General features: G+C 68.0%; 15 protein-coding genes. 11 read left to right on the forward strand and 4 right to left on the reverse strand.

Annotated elements, in window-relative coordinates; translation table 11 throughout:
- Positions 1-3: 3 nt before the first annotated feature.
- Both VG502_RS02120 and VG502_RS02125 read right to left on the reverse strand, forming a co-directional pair.
- Positions 4-243 (reverse strand): hypothetical protein, encoded by a 240-nt coding sequence (locus VG502_RS02120; RefSeq protein WP_325548241.1) that lies wholly within the window; start codon positions 241-243, stop codon positions 4-6.
- An 18-nt stretch (positions 244-261) separates the two neighbouring features.
- Positions 262-744, reverse strand: coding sequence for a nucleoside deaminase (locus VG502_RS02125; RefSeq protein WP_325548242.1), 483 nt, complete (start codon positions 742-744; stop codon positions 262-264).
- Positions 745-785: 41 nt separating this feature from the next.
- On the opposite strand from VG502_RS02125, the gene VG502_RS02130 reads away from it, so the two are divergent.
- Positions 786-1,271 (forward strand): SRPBCC family protein, encoded by a 486-nt coding sequence (locus tag VG502_RS02130; RefSeq protein WP_325548244.1) that lies wholly within the window; start codon positions 786-788, stop codon positions 1,269-1,271.
- 17 nt (positions 1,272-1,288) lie between these two features.
- Here the strand turns inward: VG502_RS02130 and VG502_RS02135 are convergent, their stop codons facing one another.
- A complete protein-coding gene (locus VG502_RS02135; protein ID WP_325548245.1) occupies positions 1,289-1,594 on the reverse strand; it encodes a hypothetical protein in 306 nt (101 codons plus the stop codon).
- Positions 1,595-1,796: 202 nt separating this feature from the next.
- Positions 1,797-3,911 (reverse strand): MMPL family transporter, encoded by a 2,115-nt coding sequence (locus VG502_RS02140; RefSeq protein ID WP_325548247.1) that lies wholly within the window; start codon positions 3,909-3,911, stop codon positions 1,797-1,799.
- A 161-nt stretch (positions 3,912-4,072) separates the two neighbouring features.
- On the opposite strand from VG502_RS02140, the gene pdxT reads away from it, so the two are divergent.
- The 10 genes from pdxT to VG502_RS02190 all read left to right on the forward strand — a co-directional run.
- Entirely contained in the window at positions 4,073-4,678 is a 606-nt protein-coding gene (gene pdxT, locus VG502_RS02145) for a pyridoxal 5'-phosphate synthase glutaminase subunit PdxT (protein ID WP_325548249.1), read from the forward strand.
- 126 nt (positions 4,679-4,804) lie between these two features.
- On the forward strand, positions 4,805-5,575 hold the full coding sequence (locus tag VG502_RS02150; RefSeq protein WP_325548250.1) for a YebC/PmpR family DNA-binding transcriptional regulator: 771 nt from the start codon (positions 4,805-4,807) through the stop codon (positions 5,573-5,575).
- Positions 5,576-5,690: 115 nt separating this feature from the next.
- A complete protein-coding gene (gene ruvC, locus VG502_RS02155) occupies positions 5,691-6,224 on the forward strand; it encodes a crossover junction endodeoxyribonuclease RuvC (protein ID WP_325548252.1) in 534 nt (177 codons plus the stop codon).
- Positions 6,221-6,817, forward strand: a complete 597-nt coding sequence (ruvA, locus tag VG502_RS02160; protein WP_325548254.1) for a Holliday junction branch migration protein RuvA — start codon at positions 6,221-6,223, stop codon at positions 6,815-6,817. Before ruvC ends, ruvA begins: the two co-directional genes overlap by 4 nt.
- 79 nt (positions 6,818-6,896) lie before the next feature.
- The gene (gene ruvB / locus VG502_RS02165; protein WP_325548255.1) at positions 6,897-8,000 is read left to right on the forward strand and encodes a Holliday junction branch migration DNA helicase RuvB; all 1,104 of its coding nucleotides are present in this window, start codon (positions 6,897-6,899) and stop codon (positions 7,998-8,000) included.
- 132 nt (positions 8,001-8,132) lie between these two features.
- Positions 8,133-8,468: a preprotein translocase subunit YajC gene (gene yajC / locus VG502_RS02170; RefSeq protein ID WP_325548257.1), complete on the forward strand. Its 336-nt coding sequence runs from the start codon at positions 8,133-8,135 to the stop codon at positions 8,466-8,468.
- Entirely contained in the window at positions 8,469-10,433 is a 1,965-nt protein-coding gene (gene secD, locus VG502_RS02175; protein ID WP_325548258.1) for a protein translocase subunit SecD, read from the forward strand.
- Positions 10,433-11,590, forward strand: coding sequence for a protein translocase subunit SecF (gene secF, locus VG502_RS02180; RefSeq protein WP_325548260.1), 1,158 nt, complete (start codon positions 10,433-10,435; stop codon positions 11,588-11,590). Before secD ends, secF begins: the two co-directional genes overlap by 1 nt.
- On the forward strand, positions 11,583-12,110 hold the full coding sequence (locus tag VG502_RS02185) for an adenine phosphoribosyltransferase (protein ID WP_325548262.1): 528 nt from the start codon (positions 11,583-11,585) through the stop codon (positions 12,108-12,110). The genes secF and VG502_RS02185 overlap by 8 nt, the downstream gene beginning before the upstream one ends.
- Before the next feature lie 45 nt (positions 12,111-12,155).
- Positions 12,156-14,147, forward strand: a 1,992-nt coding sequence (locus VG502_RS02190; RefSeq protein ID WP_325548263.1) for a RelA/SpoT family protein, incomplete at its 3' end; no start/stop codon positions are given.

Consider the following 14,147-nt stretch of genomic DNA (forward strand, 5'->3'; position numbering starts at 1 on the left):
CCGTCACTCGGCATCGTCGGACGCCTTGTCGCGTGGGAAATCGCGGCTCGCGTGTGAGTCGGCGGGCACGTCATACAGCTGGCGGAGCGTGCCGATCAGCTCGAGTTCGCGTTTGCTGTGCGGACTTGCGCACGACTCGCCCTCGTCGCCGGCGACCGGATCGAACGAATGCAGCACGATCTTCTCCAGCAGCTCGCCCAGCGACTCGTCGTTGAAGTCCGCGAGTCCTTTGAGGCAGGTCACTTAACGCTCTGGGCTCGGTCAGCTCCCGATCGCGTGCCGGTGATGAAGCTCGCGCATGGACGCTTCGAACTGCGGTGCCGGTCCGTCGACGGGTATGCCGGGAGCGATCTGCGAGATGGCCAGCGACCGGACCGGGCCGGCTGACAGACCCCAGTCGGTGCGCCAAGCGGTCAGCTGTGCCGAGGACAACGCGTAGACGATCCGGCCGAGACCGACCCACGCATGGGCGGCGGCGCACATCGGGCAGTGCTCACCGGAGGTGTAGACCGTGGCGACGGCTCGCTCGCCGGGGGTCAGCTGCTCCACGGACCAGCGGGCGATCGCGAACTCGGGATGGCGCGTCTGGTCGCCGTCCTTGACCCGGTTGCGGTCCTCGAACCGCACGGCGCCGGCCGAGTCGACCAGTAGCGATCCGAACGGTTCGTCGCCGTCGTCAAGTGCCTCGCGGGCGAGCTCGACACAGCGCTCGAGGTGGCCGAGGTCGATGTCGTCGAGAGCCATGAAGGCATCACACCACGCGGCGGGCGTCATACACTCGCCGCATGCCTCAGGTGAGTGCCGAAGTGTGGATCCCGGTCTCCGTCGACGTCGCGTTCGCAGTGAGCCAGACGACGGGGGAGGTGCGGCTGCGCTGGGACCCGTTCATCCGGGCACAGCGACTGATGGACGCCGATCGTCCGGGCGTCGGCGTCCACACGCTGACGAAGGCACGCGTCGGGCCGAAGATGATCAGCCGCTACGTGTCCTACCGGCCGCCGACTAGTGTCGGGATGACCATGGAGAAGGGGCCGTGGTTCTTCGAATCCTTCGGCGGTGGCTGGCGTTTCGTCGCTGCGGAGCGAGACGGCGTCGCAGGAACGACGGCCAGGTGGAAATACACCTACTCGGTGCGGCCGGCCTGGTTGCGTGTCGTCGCCGAGCCGATCGGTCAATGGCTGCTCGGACGCGAGATCAGGGCGCGCATTGCGGCATACGCGAAGGCCTGTGCCGACCCGGACATCGTTGCCGTCGCCCCCGAGGTGCACTGACAGCATTGGCGATTGGCTCAGCGGATGCGCCCGTCGCGATAGTCACGCACCACCGCGTCGACCACCTTCTTCGCGTCCCGGAGCCCAACCCCTGATTCCTCGCGGTACTGCTTGATGGCTTGGATCTCCTTGCCCTGCCGCACGAACCCCATCACGCTCTCGGACACCGCACCGGCGGTCATCGTCGGCGGCGGGATGTTCGGCGTGGTGGGCGGCTGCGTCCATGCCGGCGTGGTGTAGGGCCCCTGTTGGCCGAGCAGCGCGTAGAGGTGGTCGATGTGCTGCTCCAGCGCGGCGATCCTGGCGGCTGTCTCATCGTCCATGGGCACCATCAGACCACTCGGCGCCGATGTCCGCACGTGCCGCGGACCACAGGGGCGGGGCGACCCGCGAATGCTTGTATGCGGCGTCAGGACGCACCTCCTGCTGGCCCTTAACGCCGTTGCTGCACAGTCCGGAGCTAAGGACCAGCAACACGTGCGCCCCAGCGCACTTCCTGCTGGTTCTAAGTGCGATGGCAGGTCGTCATACGCGCGCGGCATCCCTTTCCGCGTCGGAGGCGATCTGGTCCGCCGATGCGTCCGGCACGTTGCGCAGCTTGCCGGGCCACCAGATCTTCGGGCCGATGTCGAGCGTCAGCGCGCTGACGAGCACCGCTCGCACCACGATGGTGTCGAGCAGCACGCCGAGCGCGACGGCGAAGCCGATCTCGGCGAACGCCACCAACGGCAGCGTGCCGAGCACCGCGAAGGTGGACGCGAGCACCAGGCCGGCGGAGGTGATCACGCCACCCGTGGCGGACAGGCCGACGATCGCGCCCCGACGGGTGCCGTGTTCCCGAGCCTCCTCTCGGACGCGCGTCATGAGGAAGATGTTGTAGTCGATGCCGAGCGCCACCAGGAAGACGAAGACGAACAGCGGCAGTGACGGGTCGGTGCCGGCGAAGTCGAAGACGTAATGGAAGACGAGTGACGACAGGCCGAGTGCCGCGCCGAACGACACGATCACGGTCAGGATGAGCAGCACCGGCGCGACGATCGCGCGCAGCAGGACCGCCAGGATGAGCAGCACCACCAGGAGCGTCAGCGGGATGATGGCGCGGCTGTCGTGGGTGGTCGCCTCCTGCACGTCATACGTCACCGCCGTCGTGCCGCCCACGAGAGCATGCGATTCGGGTATGCCGTGGGCGATGCCCCGGATCTGCTTGACCTGATCAAAAGCCTTGGAGCTGTAGGGATCTCCCGAGATCGCCGTTTGCAGCAGGCTGCGGTCGCCACGGGTGATGGGCTTCGCAGCCGGCGTGAACCCGGCCGACGAGAGCGCCTTGCTCGTGCGCGCTGCCTGGGCCGTGTCGACGAGGACGTAGACCGGATCGGACGCGTTGGTCTTGTAATGGCTCTGCAGCACCTTCGTCGCGGAGACCGAGTCGGGGTTGCCGGTGAAGCTCTGGGTGCTGGACAGGCTGTGCGAGTTGAGCTGCGTCAGGCCGAGCGCGCACAGCAGCAGGAGTCCGACCGTCACCAGCCACACCGCGCGCGGGCGCGGCCGGATGAAGCCGCCGACCTTCGCCCACAGGCCGCTCTGTGTCGGCTCCGGGCTGCCGTAGGTGGGGCGGCGCGGCCAGAAGACCCAGCGGCCGACCGTGACGAGCAGCGCCGGCAGCAGGGTCAGCATCGCCAACAGTGCGAAGACGATGCCCAGTGCGGCGACGGGACCGAGCCCCTTGGTGGAGTTCATCTCGGCGGCCAGCAGGCAGAGCATGCCGAGGATGACCGTGCTGCCGCTGGCGAAGATCGCCGGCCCGGATCGGTGCAGTGCGAAGGCCATCGCCTCGTGGCGGTCCTCGTGCCTGCGCAGTTCTTCCCGATAGCGGGCGACCAGCAACAGTGCGTAGTCGGTGCCCGCACCGATCACGAGCACGGTGAGGATGCCGTAGCTCTGGCCGTTGACCGTGAGTCCGGTGTGGTCGACGAGCAGGTAGATGAAGGCCTGCGCTGCGGTGAGTGCCACGCCGGCGCTGAGGATCGGCAGCACCCACAGGATCGGACTGCGGTAGGTCAGCAGCAGGATCAGGATGACCACACCGAGCGTGCCGAAGAGCAACGTGCCGTCGATGCCGGCGAACGCATCGGCCTGGTCGGCGCCGAAGCCGACCGGACCGCCGAGGTGCACGCTCATGCCGTGCGCCCCGTCGGCGGCGGTGGCGCGGATCTGTTTCGCGGTCTTCGGCAGGTCGTTCCAGCCGGACTTGGGATCGACGTGCAGCGGGATGAGGGTCTGCAGCGTGGTGCCGTCCGTCGCGGGGATCGGCCCGACGACCGGGCCGGCCAGATGCGGCGTCTGCTTCCTGTATGTCGCCACGTCGGCCTTCGCCTTCGCACGGTCGGCAGCAGTCAGCCCGCCGTCCCGGTGGTAGACGACGATCGCCGGGATGCTGTCGCGGTCGACGAAGGTTCCGAGCTGGTCGAACGTCTTGGTCGACTCCGCGCTGGCCGGCAACCACGACGACGTCTGGTTGTCCTGGGTGCCCGACAACTTGCCGGCGAGCGGGCCGAGCGCAATCAGCGCGACGACCCAGATGACGAGCACGACGTACTTGCTGCGGCGGCCGCAGACCAGTCCTGCATAACGACGATTCATCCGAAGACCCCTCCCGGAAGTTCTCCGCGACAGAAATACTTAGCGTTCCTCAGTATCGCGATATATCGTGAGTTTATCGAAGGTCCGAGCGAGGCGCACCGGTTTTTTCAACGTTGCCACCTCCCGGCGGGCGGCGTGGCGCCCTGTGGGACGCTTTTGCGGTGAAGACAGTCATCGGTGTGCTCGCCGTACAGGGCGATGTTCGCGAGCATGCGCGCTCGCTCGAATCGCTCGGTGCCACAACGCGATTGGTGCGTCGACCGGAGGAGTTGGAGGGGCTCGCCGGCATCGTGCTGCCCGGCGGCGAGTCGACGACGATGGACAAGTTGCTGCGAGCGTTCGAGTTGCGCGATCCGCTGCGGCAGCGGCTGCAGGACGGCCTGCCGGCATACGGCTCGTGCGCGGGAATGATCCTGCTGGCCGATCGCGTGCTCGACGCGACCGCTGATCAACAGACGCTCGGCGGCCTTGACGTCACGGTGCGCCGCAACGCATTCGGCCGGCAGGTCGACTCCTTCGAGGAGGACCTGTCGATGCCGGCCATCATGGGCGAGCAGTCGGAGCCGGTGCGCGCCGTCTTCATCCGCGCGCCGTGGGTCGAGTCGGTGGGTCCGGACGTGCAGGTGCTCGGCACGGTGGCCACGGGACCGGCCGCCGGGCGCATCGTCGCGGTCCGCCAGGGCAACCTGCTCGCGACCTCCTTCCACCCGGAAGTGACCGGCGATCACCGGGTGCACGAATACTTCCTGCGTATGGCGCAGCAGTGACGCGCGATAGCATCGCCTGCTGAGGCCTCCGCACTTTCGATTCAGAAGAGGGACATACATGAGCGAGCGCAGCGAGCGCCGATCAACTCAGGTGAATAGCGAGACCCGACGAAGGAGGGTGTCGCTGTGAGCGGTCACTCCAAGTGGGCGACAACGAAGCACAAGAAGGCGGCGATCGATGCCAAGCGCGGCAAGCTGTTCGCCAAGCTGATCAAGAATATCGAGGTCGCGGCGCGCTCCGGCGGTGGTGACCTGGCCGGCAACCCGACGCTGTATGACGCTGTCCAGAAGGCCAAGAAGTCCAGTGTCCCCAACGACAACATCGACCGCGCGGTCAAGCGCGGGTCCGGCGCCGAGGCCGGCGGTGCCGACTACCTCGCGCTGACCTACGAGGGCTACGCGCCCGGCGGTGTCGCGCTGCTCATCGAGTGCCTGACCGACAACAAGAACCGCGCCGTCGCTGAGGTGCGCACCGCGCTGCAGAAGAACGGCGGCTCGATGGGGGAGTCGGGCTCGGTCGCGTTCATGTTCAACCGCAAGGGCGTCGTGATCGTCCCGAAGAAGCAGCCGGAGGGCGAGGCCACCGAGGACGGCCTGCTCGAGGTCGTGCTCGACTCGGGCGCCGAAGAGGTCAACGACCTCGGTGAGTCCTTCGAGATCATCTCCGAGGCGACCGACCTGGTCGCCGTGCGCGAGTCGCTGCAGGCCGCCGGCATCGACTACGACTCCGCCGACTCGTCGTTCCTGCCGACCGTCGAGGTGCCGCTGGACAAGGAGGGCGCCAAGAAGATGTTCCGCATCATCGACGTCCTCGAGGACAGCGACGACGTGCAGAACGTCTACGCCAACGGCGACGTCTCCGACGAAGTGCTTGCGGAGCTCGAAGCCGAGGACTGATATCGCGCATCCCGACGCGCCGCCGGCGCCTGCGCGGGTATGGCGGCAGTCCCGCCTAAGCTGACGGAGACCGAACATATGTCGGACCGTCCGCCGAAGAAGGAGCTGCCCCGCTGTGCGAGTGCTCGGAGTCGACCCCGGCCTGACCCGTTGTGGTCTCGGTGTCGTCGAAGGAGGCATCGGTCAGCCGGTGCGCATGATCGCGGTGGGAGTCGTGCGCACCCCGGTCGCCGACGATCCGGCCGAGCGGCTGTTCAGCCTGCAGACCGAGATCGACGAATGGATGGAGCGTTACGAGCCCGACTCGGTCGCCGTGGAGCGGGTCTTCGCCAAGGCCAACATCAAGGGGATCATGGGCACGGCGCAGGCCTCCGCCATACCGATGCTGGCCGCAGCGCGACGCGGTCTGCCGCTCGCGTTGCACACACCGAGTGAGGTGAAGGCCGCGGTCACCGGCAACGGCCGCGCCGACAAGGCGCAGGTGACCGCCATGGTCACCCGCATCCTCAAGCTCGACACCGCGCCGAAGCCGGCGGACGCCGCCGACGCCCTCGCCATCGCCATCTGTCATGTATGGCGCGGCGGCGCCCAGGACCGCATCGCGGCAGCGGTCGCCAAGCAGCGCGCTGCGACGGGGGCGCGCGGATGATCGCCACGCTGCGCGGCACCGTCCTGCACGTGGGTCTCGATCAGGTGGTCGTCGAAGTCGGTGGGGTGGGGCTGCTGACGCACACGACCCCCGGCACGGCCGCGTCGCTGCGGACCGGGGGAGAGGCGACTCTGTCCACGACGCTCGTCGTCCGCGAGGACGCGCTGACGCTCTACGGCTTCGGCAGCACCGAGGAGCGCGACCTCTTCGAGCTGGTGCAAACCGTCAGTGGCGTCGGGCCGCGAATCGCCCTGGCAATGCTCGCTGTTGCCACTCCTGATCAGATCCGTGCCGCCATTGCAGGTGGTGATGTTGCGGCGCTGGTCAAGACTCCCGGCATCGGCAAGAAGGGCGCCGAGCGCATCGTGCTCGAGCTCAAGGACAAGGTCGGTCCGATCACCGCGACGGGTGAGCGCGATGTGCCGGCAGCGCCGGCCGGGGGCGGTCACGACCAGGTCAGTGAGGCGCTCATCGGTCTCGGCTGGTCCGCGAAGCAGGCCGACGACGCCGTCGCGAAGGTGGCTTCCGCAGCTCCCGAGGTCACCGAGGTCTCCGCACTGCTGCGCGCTGCGCTGCGTGAGCTCGGGCGCTGAGCGCCGACCGAGGTGAGGATCCGAGTGAGGAACGAGCGAGGCCCGGAGCCGAGGGCAGAGGCGCGGCGAAGGGATTGACATGATGGACGAGATGGACACCGAAGGCGATGGCTCCTACGACGCCACTGCGCGCATCGTCGACCCGGTGGGTGACGAGGAGGAGCGGCGCTTCGAGGTCGCGCTGCGGCCCAAGCGACTCGCCGACTTCCCGGGCCAGCCGCGCGTGCGTGACCAGCTCGGCCTGCTGCTCGAAGCCGCCCGGCGCCGCCAGCGGCCACCGGACCACGTCCTGCTGTCTGGTCCGCCCGGACTCGGCAAGACCTCGCTGGCGATGATCATCGCGGCGGAGCTGGAGCAACCGATCCGGATCACCAGCGGTCCCGCCATACAACACGCCGGCGACCTGGCCGCGATCCTGTCGTCGCTCGCCGAGGGTGAGGTGCTCTTCCTCGACGAGATCCACCGGATGGCGCGGCCGGCCGAGGAGATGCTCTACCTCGCGATGGAGGACTTCCGGGTCGATGTCGTCGTCGGCAAGGGGCCGGGCGCCACCGCCATACCGCTGGAGCTGCCGCCGTTCACCGTCGTCGGAGCCACCACCCGTTCCGGGCTGCTGCCCGCACCGCTGCGCGATCGGTTCGGCTTCACCGGACACCTCGACTTCTACACCGCCGACGACCTGGCGCAGATCCTCACCCGCAACGCGACGTTGCTCGGCATCGATGCCACCGATCAGGGCATCGCCGAGATCGCCGGCCGGTCGCGCGGCACGCCGCGCATCGCCAACCGCCTGCTGCGGCGGGTGCGTGACTACGCGCAGGTGCACGGGTCCGGCGTGCTCGACCTCGCGGCGGCCCGTGCTGCACTGTCGCTCTTCGACGTCGACCAGAGCGGCCTGGACCGGCTGGACCGCGCCGTGCTCGAGGCGCTGTGTCGCCGGTTCGGCGGCGGCCCGGTCGGCCTGTCCACGCTCGCGGTCGCGGTCGGCGAGGAGCCGGACACCGTGGAAACGGTCGCGGAGCCCTACCTGGTGCGGGAGGGCTACCTGGTGCGCACGCCGCGCGGTCGGGCGGCTGCCGCGCTGGCCTGGACACATCTCGGCCTGACCGCCCCACCGACGGCGGCTGGCGCCATACCCTTGCCCCTGGAGGACGACGGCGTCAGCGGGCGATTCGGAGATTGACACCGACACGCTCGGAACCCCGGCGCCCCGTAGCGACGTTGCTCACTTAGACTCACCCGTCGGCCGCTTATTGCTGCCCGACGCCGCCTCGATATCAAGGACTGACTTTCTGATGTATGCACTGGAGCCGGCATGGGTTCGTTGATCTTCCTCCTGCCGGTGCTGCTGATCGCCTGGCTCTTCTGGACCCAGCGCCGGCGGCAGCAGCAGATGCGCGTCGCACAGGACCAGATCAAGGTGGGCGACGAGATCAGCACCACGTCGGGTCTGCTCGGCACTCTGGTGTCCCTCGATGAAGAGGAGGGGACCATCGAGGTCTCCCCGGGCGTGCAGTTGCGCTTCGTGCGTCGCGCGATCGTTCCTCGAACGCAGATCGGTGCTCCCGTCGAAGCGACGTCGTCCGAGGAGCCCGAGACGGTGGACCTCGACAAGCACGACGACCAAGCCCCCGAGACGAAGGCCGAATAGGTGGCAACCCGAGCACGTCGACGCCCTGCGGGTAAACCGCGGCAGATCCTGACCATCCTGTTGCTGCTGCTCGTTGCGCTGTATGCCGGGATCGCCGGCACCACCGCGTGGGGCTCGCCGCACGGCAAGTGGACGCCGCAACTCGGCCTCGACCTCGAGGGCGGCCGTCAGATCACCCTGCAGCCGATCGTCGGCAAGGGCCAGCAGGTCAACGCCGGTGAGGTCGAGCAGGCCGTCAACATCATCCGTAACCGCGTCAACGGCAACGGTGTCTCCGAGGCGCAGGTCACCACCGTCAACAAGTCGCTCATCCAGGTGTCCTTGCCCGGCAACCCGAGTGAGCAGACCTTGAAGTCGCTCGCGCAGTCCTCGCAGTTGTCGTTCCGGCCGGTGATCACCGCACAACAGATCGCGCCGGCGCAGACGCCCACCCCGACGCCCAGCGGTTCGGCCTCGCCGAGCAGCACGCCGAAGGGTTCGAAGAGTCCCGCAACGAGCGGCAAGTCGACGCCGGCGAAGTCGCAGGCGTCGTCCACCGGCAAGTCGACCGGCGCGAACGACCTTGTGCCGCAAGCCTTCAAGGCCGACACCTCGACCCCGTCGCCGAGCGGCAAGGACAGCTCGTCGAGCAAGGCGACGTCGAAGCCGTCGGCGACGAGCACCCCGACACCGAAGCCGACCACCCCGCAACGGCAATTGCCGGGCGCCCGCCCGACGCCGTCCAGCGGAAGTGACGACGCGTGGGGTGATTTCCCGGTCGACTCCATCTGGGTCGACAACGGCCTCGCGACGCCCGGCGAGACCTACACCGAACTCTTCCAGGCATACCCCTGCACCCAGGCTGCGGCACCGAAGGGCAAGCCGGCCCTGAAGTGGCAGGAGATCGCCGCCCAGGCGCCGGCCGGCCAGCCCAACGTCGGTTGCGACGACACCGAGAAGTACCTCATGGGTCCGGTCGAGGTTCAGGGCAAGGACCTGACCGACGCGAGCTACGGACAGAGCACCAACCAGCAGGGTGTCGCGACCAATCAGGTCGTGGTCAACCTCAAGCTGGATGGCACCGGTGCCAAGGCGTTCGCCGCCGTCACCGAGCGGCTCACGCCATACCCGGCCGGCAACCCGAAGAAGCGCTTCGCGGTCACCGTCGACGGCAAGGTCATCACCGCGCCCGAGTCGCAGGCCGTGATCACCGACGGCCAGGCGCAGATCAGCGGAAACTTCACCGAGAGCAGCGCCAAGACGCTGGCCAACCAGCTGAAGTTCGGCGCACTGCCGTTCTCCTTCAAGGAGCTGACCTCCAACCAGGTCAGCCCGCAGGTCGGCACCGACCAGCTGCAGAAGGGCATCCTGGCCGGCCTCATCGGCCTGGCGCTCGTGGTGCTCTACTCGCTGCTGCAGTACCGCGCACTCGGTTTCGTCACCGTCGCGTCACTGGTGGTCGCCGGCGTGTCGAGCTACGGCCTGGTCACCCTGCTCGGCTTCACCAGCGGCTTCCGTCTCACCATGGCCGGGGTGACCGGTCTGATCGTGTCGATCGGTATCACCGCGGACAGTTTCATCGTCTACTTCGAGCGCGTGAGAGATGAAGTCAGATCCGGCAGACCCCTGCGTGCTGCCGTGGAGACCGGGTGGGCCCGAGCCCGCCGGACCATCATCGTCTCCGACGCGGTCAACTTCCTGGCGGCCGCCGTGCTCTACGTGCTGTCCGAGGACAACGTGAAGGCGTTCGCGTTCACGCTCGGGTTGTCGACCCTGGTCGACATCGCCGTCGTCATGATGTTCACCCACCCGGTGCTCACCATGCTGGCGCGCACGAGGTTCTTCGGTAGCGGGCACAAGTGGTCCGGATTCGATCCGGACCGGCTCGGTGCCGCCGGCGTCACGTATGCCGGACGGGGTCGCGTCACGATCGCCGACCGCAAGGCGGCTGGGGACTCCACCGCAGTCGAGGGAGGACACGCCTGATGGCGAGCTTCGCGCAGTTCGGTAACGACCTCTTCACCGGTCGCCGGCAGATCAACTTCATCGGTCGCCGTCGCACCTGGTACCTCCTGACCGCCATACTCCTGGTGATCGCCGCCGTCGGCATCTTCGGCCGCGGCCTGAACTTCAGCCTGGAGTTCGAGGGCGGCTCCCAGGTGTCGGTCACGAACATCAAGAGCACCAGCAACTTCGACCAGCGTGCGCACAGCGCGGTGAAGTCCGCGGTCGGTTCGGCGGACAACCTGGTGGTCACCAAGGCCGGGGCGAGCACGATCAAGATCGAGTCGAAGAAGCTCGGCAACGGCACCTCCCAGGCCACCGACAAGGTCGGCGCCGCGCTGGCCAAGGAATTCGGCGTCAAGCAGAGTTCGGTGACCACGCAGTTCATCGGTCCCTCGTGGGGTAGCTCGGTCACCCACAAGGCGATCCAGGCACTGATCGTCTTCCTGCTGCTGCTGGCGATCCTGCTGTCGGTCTACTTCCGGACCTGGACGATGGCCGTCGCGGCGCTTGTCGCACTGGTCCACGACCTGTTCTTCACCGTCGGCATCTACGCGCTGACCGGCATCGAGATCTCGCCGGCCACCATGATCGGCTTCCTGACCATCCTCGGTTACTCGATCTACGACACCGTGGTCGTCTTCGACAAGGTCAGGGAGAACACCGACGAAGCGATCAGGGACGGCAACCGGACCTACGCGCAGGCGGCGAACTACGCCGTCAACCAAACGCTGGTGCGGTCGATCAACACCTCGGTCGTGGCACTGCTGCCGATCACCGCGATCATGGTCGTCGGCATCACGCTGCTCGGGCCGGGCACCCTGCTGGACCTGGCCGTCGCCCTGTTCTTCGGTATCGCCGTCGGCACCTACTCCTCGATCTTCATCGCCACCCCGTTGCTGACCTCACTGCGGCACCGCGAGGCGAGCATCAAGGAGCTGGACCGACGGGCGCACGCCTACCAGAACAGCCAGGCGAGCGTGCTGGCGCGGACCGAGAAGCGCGAAGAGCACACACCCGGTGAGTCCATCTCCGGCGTGATCGAGCCGTCGCGCGCCAAGGCCGCGAGGACAGCCGCCGCGACGAAGGTCCGCAAGCGCGAGATCCACCCGCTGGCGAAGCGCGACGCCGATGACTGACAGCGCCGCGCAGGTGCTGGCCGCGCACATCCGTGAGGTGGCCGACTTCCCGAAGCCCGGTGTCAAGTTCAAGGACCTGTCACCGTTGTTCCGGGAGCCGGCCGCCTTTACGACTGTGCTCACGGACATCGCCGGCCGGTGGGCCGGCAAGGTCGACATCGTCGCCGGGGTCGAGGCGCGGGGCTTCATCCTCGGAGCACCGCTGGCGCTGCAGATGGGGTTGGGGTTCGTTCCGATCCGCAAGGCCGGGAAGCTCCCCGGTGACACGCACAGCCGGTCCTACGACCTCGAATACGGCCAGGCGACCATCGAAGTCACGACCGACGCGTTCGCCGCGGGGCACCGGGTCCTGCTCGTCGACGACGTCCTGGCGACCGGCGGCACCGCCGCGGCGGCGTGCGAGCTGATCGAATGTGCCGGAGCCGAGGTCGTCGGGATCGAGATGCTGCTCGAGCTGAGTTTCCTGCACGGGCGGGACAAGCTGCCCGGTCGTGACGTCCGGGCGACCCTGGTCGACTGAGTCACCTGCTCGGGGGAGCACAGTCCACACGATTACACTCTCTCTATGAGTCAGGACGAGCGCACCAGCAATCCGTCAGGTGCCTCCCGGGTGCGTGCCCGACTCGTCCGGTTCGGTGCTCCGCGCCCGAGCACCAACAGCGAGATCGAGCCACTGCTCGCGATCGTGCGCGCCACGCACCCCAAGGCCGACCTGGCGATCATCGACCGGGCGTATGGCGTGGCGGAGCGCTCCCACAAAGGTCAGCTGCGCAAGTCCGGGGATCCCTACATCACCCACCCGCTGGCCGTGGCCACCATCCTCGCCGAACTCGGTATGACGCCACCGACCCTCGCCGCGGCGCTGCTGCACGACACGGTCGAGGACACGCCATACAGCCTGACGCAGCTCAAGAACGAGTTCGGCGAGGAGATCGCCATGCTCGTCGACGGCGTCACCAAGCTGGACAAGGTGACCTACGGCGACGCGGCGCAGGCCGAGACCGTCCGCAAGATGGTCATCGCGATGGCACGCGACATCCGCGTGCTGGTCATCAAGCTGGCCGACCGGCTGCACAACGCGCGTACCTGGCGCTACGTCTCGGCCGAGTCGGCGCAGCGCAAGGCGACCGAGACGCTGGAGATCTACGCCCCGCTGGCCCACCGGCTGGGCATGAACACCATCAAGTGGGAGCTGGAGGACCTGTCCTTCGCCACCCTCTACCCGAAGGTCTACGACGAGATCGCCCGACTGGTCGCCGATCGCGCGCCGGCCCGCGAGGAATACCTGCGCGGAGTGCGCGAGCAGGTGACCGCCGACCTGCGGGCCGCGAAGATCAAGGCCACGGTGACCGGACGGCCCAAGCACTACTACTCCGTCTACCAGAAGATGATCGTGCGCGGTCGCGACTTCGAGGACATCTACGACCTCGTCGCGGTGCGTGTGCTGGTGGAGTCGGTGCGTGACTGTTATGCCGTGCTCGGCACCCTGCACTCCCGATGGAGTCCGCTGCCCGGGCGGTTCAAGGACTACATCGCGATGCCGAAGTTCAACATGTACCAGTCGTTGCACACGACGGTGATCGGGCCGCAGGGCAAGCCGGTCGAGATCCAGATCCGTACCCACACCATGCACCGCCGCGCCGAGTACGGCGTCGCCGCGCACTGGAAGTACAAGGAGGACCCCGCCGCGCCGGCGCCCGGCATCAGGGACGGTGAGACCGGGCCCATCAACGACATGGCCTGGCTGCGCCAGCTGCTCGACTGGCAGAAGGAGACCGAGGACCCGGGGGAGTTCCTCGACTCGCTGCGCTTCGAGATCAACGCCCGCGAGGTCTACGTCTTCACGCCGCGCGGCGAGGTGGTGGCGCTGCCCGCCGGGTCGACGCCGGTCGACTTCGCCTACGCGGTCCACACCGAGGTCGGGCACCACTGCATCGGGGGCCGGGTCAACGGCCGGCTCGTGCCGCTGGAGTCGGTGCTGGAGAACGGCGACGTGGTCGAGGTGCTCACCTCCAAGGCCGGCAGCGCCGGGCCCTCGCGCGACTGGCTCAACTTCGTCAAGTCACCTCGCGCCCGCAACAAGATCCGCCAGTGGTTCTCCAAGGAGCGCCGCGAGGAGATGATCGAGACGGGCAAGGACGCCATCGCCAAGGCGATGCGCAAGGAGGGGCTGCCACTGCAACGCCTCATGTCCGTGGAGTCCCTGACCGGGCTTGCGTCCGAGCTGCGCTACCAGGACATCGACACCCTGTATGCCGCCGTCGGCGAGGGGCACGTGTCGGCCCAGCACGTGGTGGGTCGCCTCGTGGCGTCGCTCGGCGGCGAGGAGGGCGCGTCCGAGGACCTGGCGGAGGCCACCACCCCGACCCGGTCGATGCGCCGACGCTCCGGGGACCCCGGCGTGGTCGTGGTCGGCACCGCCGACGTGTGGGTGAAGCTGGCGCGGTGCTGCACGCCCGTGCCGGGCGACCCGATCATGGGCTTCATCACCCGTGGCAACGGAGTGTCGGTGCACCGCACCGACTGCACCAACGCCGAGTCGCTGCTCTCCCAGCCC

The sequence above is a fragment of the Flexivirga sp. genome (genome assembly GCF_035551235.1).
Taxonomy (GTDB): domain Bacteria; phylum Actinomycetota; class Actinomycetes; order Actinomycetales; family Dermatophilaceae; genus Flexivirga.

What these genes read in the sequence shown, in the direction of transcription:
- VG502_RS02135 (WP_325548245.1), bottom strand. Translation starts at nt 1,594, where the DNA reads ATGGACGATGAGACAGCCGCCAGGATCGCCGCGCTGGAGCAGCACATC.
- yajC (WP_325548257.1), top strand. Translation starts at nt 8,133, where the DNA reads ATGGGTTCGTTGATCTTCCTCCTGCCGGTGCTGCTGATCGCCTGGCTC.
- secF (WP_325548260.1), top strand. Translation starts at nt 10,433, where the DNA reads ATGGCGAGCTTCGCGCAGTTCGGTAACGACCTCTTCACCGGTCGCCGG.
- VG502_RS02140 (WP_325548247.1), bottom strand. Translation starts at nt 3,911, where the DNA reads ATGAATCGTCGTTATGCAGGACTGGTCTGCGGCCGCCGCAGCAAGTAC.
- VG502_RS02130 (WP_325548244.1), top strand. Translation starts at nt 786, where the DNA reads ATGCCTCAGGTGAGTGCCGAAGTGTGGATCCCGGTCTCCGTCGACGTC.
- ruvA (WP_325548254.1), top strand. Translation starts at nt 6,221, where the DNA reads ATGATCGCCACGCTGCGCGGCACCGTCCTGCACGTGGGTCTCGATCAG.
- ruvB (WP_325548255.1), top strand. Translation starts at nt 6,897, where the DNA reads ATGATGGACGAGATGGACACCGAAGGCGATGGCTCCTACGACGCCACT.
- VG502_RS02125 (WP_325548242.1), bottom strand. Translation starts at nt 744, where the DNA reads ATGGCTCTCGACGACATCGACCTCGGCCACCTCGAGCGCTGTGTCGAG.
- VG502_RS02185 (WP_325548262.1), top strand. Translation starts at nt 11,583, where the DNA reads ATGACTGACAGCGCCGCGCAGGTGCTGGCCGCGCACATCCGTGAGGTG.